This window comes from Natronomonas sp., assembly GCF_036625485.1.
Taxonomy (GTDB): Archaea; Halobacteriota; Halobacteria; order Halobacteriales; family Haloarculaceae; genus Natronomonas.
On the sequence record NZ_JAZKTR010000229.1, the window covers coordinates 1 to 2,872 of the forward strand.

A 2,872-nucleotide genomic window follows, 5' to 3' on the forward strand; every position below is an offset into this window, starting at 1 on the left:
TGTGAGCGCGATCAGGATGTCGAGTCTGTCGACGACACTCTCGACGCGGTCGACCGACGTCCGTACCTTGTAGGCGGTATAGCCGCCGCGGATTCGTGATGCGAAGTCCTTCGAGGTAAAGACGTGGCGCCCCGCACGCGAGAGCGCCTGGGCGAAGATCTTCCCAGTGGAGTCGATCCCGTCGCCGGCCTCCCCGCCGACGGCCCAGTTGAGGTCCTCTGGCATACTACGTTCGGCTTCTGCGCGACGCACGTTAAGCCTTCTGAATATTGCCGCAGTTGAGTGATTTTCCGGTTTCTCGCCCCGAACGAGGACGTTAACGATTAACGCCACGGAACGGAGAACTGGTTTATATGCCGACTCAGATGCCTTCGAAAACGCCTTCCCTTCGGGACGGCCCCTAGCAGGTATGGACCCCATCGAGACGACCGTCGCTGCCGTCCGCGAGGTCGGCCCCGACGCCGTCGCCATCGACCTCGAAACCCCCGCGGGATTCGAGGCCGAACCCGGGCAGTTCGTCAAGCTCTCGACCGAGATCGACGGCGAGACCGAAGGCCGCTTCTACACGGTCTCCTCGCCCGATACCGACGAGACCTTCGAGTTCACCATCTCATACGACCCCGATGAGGGCGGCGCCTTCAGCGAATACCTCCTGAACATCGAAGCCGGCGACACCGTCACCATCACCGGCCCCTTCGGTGGCGACTACTACGAGGACGAGGCCCGCGTCGTCGTTCTCGCGGGCGGCCCCGGTGTCGGCCCTGCCGTCGCCATCGCCGAACGCGCCCTCGCCGACGGCAACGAGGCCGCCATCGTCTACCGGGACGACCATCCCCTTCACGAGGACCGCCTTGCCACCATCGCCACCACCGGCGCAGACGTCTTCATCCTCTCCGAATCCGAGCCGCTGACCGACGCCGTCGCCGACGTTCTCACCAACGACGAGGGCGAGCAGGTCTTCATCTACGGCTTCGCCGACTTCCTCGAAGACGCCAACGACGCCATCGAAGCCGCTGGGGGCCAACCAGAGGAAGCGAAGGCAGAGAACTTCGGCTGAAACTTTTTGCACGGGTCGGCGAAGCCGACCCGGCAAAAACGTTCATGAAAAAGACACTTCGACCCTCCCTCCGGTCGGGTCTCGGTCCCGCGCTCGCTTCGCTCGCGCGGCGAACCGCTTCGGGGGCGACCTTCGGACGCCCCCTCGCGGATGCAACCTTTATTTTTGCGTAGATAGCCGAAACGGTGTTTCTTTCCGGCTATTCGATGAGGCTCGCCGTCGCCTCGATTCTCGTTTCGGTCTCCTGGACGAGTTCGGTTACGACGTCACCCGCCGGCTGGATCTCGTCAGTCAGTCCGCTGCTTTGGCCTGCGTAGAGTGCGAGGGCTTCGAGGTCGCCCTCGACACCTTCCATCGGGAGGTCGTCGCCGTAGCGCTCGATGGGGTAGCCACCCGGATATTCGGCAATGACTTCGCCCTCGCCCGGTCGTTCGCCTGATTTCGGGCGGCCGGCTTTCTCCCAGTCTTCGACCGTACTGTTGCGGATGACCCTGTGGGGCATCCCCTCCCAGCCAACATCGAACAGTTCCGAATAGAGGGTATCCGTCTCGTCGGCCTCGACGATTCGTTCTCGGTAGAGGGAGTCGACGGCGGCCTCCTCGGTGGCGACGAATCGGGTGCCGAGCCACGCCCCGTCGGCTCCCGCGGCGAGGACGGCGGCCACACCTCTACCGTCCGCGATGCCGCCCGCGGCGATGACCGGCACGTCCACCGCGTCGTCGACTCGGGGGATCAGCGGCAGGGTCGCCACCTCGCTTTGGACGTGGCCGCCGGCCTCCCAACCCTGTGCGACGATGGCGTCGGCGCCGGCATCCGCGACCCGTTCGGCCTCTTCAGCGCTGCCGACCGTCACCAGCGCTTTCGCGTCCGCGTCGTGTACGTGGTCGATATACGGCGTCGCGTCACCGAACGAAAACGAGACGATGGGGACGTCAGCGCCGAGGACGGCATCGAGGTGGTCCTCGGTAGCGACCTCCTTGGCGTCGGGGTCCAGCACGATGTTCACGCCGAAGGGGGCCTCGGTCAGGTCCCGAGTCCGCTCGACGAATTCGGCGGCTTTCTCCGGCGGGCGCCACGTCACCGCAAGCGTTCCGAGACCGCCGGCGTTCGAGACGGCCGCGGCGAGTTCGGGCCGGGTCGCGCTCCCGATAGGCGCCTGCACGATGGGGTGGTCGATGCCGAGCGTCTCACAGAGTGACGTCGACAGAGTCACGTCCGGTAATCGTTCGAACGGAGAATAAAGCCCCGCGTTAGTGTTCGACGAACTCGACGAGGACCCCGCCGGTCGAGGCCGGATGGAGGAATGCGACCTGATGGTTCCACGCACCTCGGCGTGGCTCTTCATCGATGAGGTCGACACCGACATCCTTGGCGTTTTCGAGGGCGGCCTCGATGTCGTCGGTTTCGAGGGCCATGTGGTGGAGGCCGGGGCCGTGTTCATCGAGATACTTGGAAATCGTTCCCTCCTCCTGCGGTTCCAGTAATTCGAAGTAGCCGTTCTCGAGGCCGAGGAATATGACCTTCAGGTCCTCGAACCGCTCTTCGTGGACGATTTCGCAGTCGAACAGGTCCTCATAGAGGAATGCCAGTCCTTCGGCGTTGTCGGTCGCGACGCCCGCGTGGTCGAAGTGCATATTCGGGGTCTGACGGGCCGACGGCAAATAGTTCGTGTTCCTTAGATTCAGATAACTGGGGAGCCGAACGGAATGGGCATCCGCCGAGTGGGGCGCTTGAAAAGCGTCCCCGAGGCGGTTCCCGGCGACGAGGCGCGAAGCGCCGAGTCGCCGTAGCGCGCACGGACTGACGCGCGGCGAA

Annotated in this window: 4 protein-coding genes; 1 reads left to right on the forward strand and 3 read right to left on the reverse strand. The window is 64.5% G+C overall.

All coding sequences use genetic code 11. The annotated features are described in order from the left end of the window. Nucleotides 1-225: 2-oxoacid:acceptor oxidoreductase family protein (locus V5A53_RS14260; RefSeq protein WP_332314276.1), on the reverse strand; the 225-nt coding region annotated here is incomplete at its 3' end. Between the two features lie 184 nt (nucleotides 226-409). Here V5A53_RS14260 and V5A53_RS14265 point away from each other — a divergent pair. Continuing rightward, entirely contained in the window at nucleotides 410-1,057 is a 648-nt protein-coding gene (locus tag V5A53_RS14265) for an FAD-dependent oxidoreductase (protein WP_332314277.1), read from the forward strand. 199 nt (nucleotides 1,058-1,256) lie between these two features. Here V5A53_RS14265 and V5A53_RS14270 read toward each other — a convergent pair whose 3' ends face one another. Further along, a complete protein-coding gene (locus V5A53_RS14270) occupies nucleotides 1,257-2,270 on the reverse strand; it encodes an NAD(P)H-dependent flavin oxidoreductase (RefSeq protein ID WP_332314278.1) in 1,014 nt (337 codons plus the stop codon). A gap of 37 nt (nucleotides 2,271-2,307) precedes the next feature. Then, nucleotides 2,308-2,691 carry a methylmalonyl-CoA epimerase gene (gene mce / locus V5A53_RS14275; RefSeq protein ID WP_332314279.1) on the reverse strand — a complete coding sequence of 128 codons (384 nt, stop codon included), beginning with the start codon at nucleotides 2,689-2,691 and terminating at the stop codon, nucleotides 2,308-2,310. Nucleotides 2,692-2,872 lie beyond the last annotated feature (181 nt).

Coding starts and splice junctions, on each gene's coding strand:
- mce (WP_332314279.1), bottom strand. CDS start 2,691: ATGCACTTCGACCACGCGGGCGTCGCGACCGACAACGCCGAAGGACTG.
- V5A53_RS14265 (WP_332314277.1), top strand. CDS start 410: ATGGACCCCATCGAGACGACCGTCGCTGCCGTCCGCGAGGTCGGCCCC.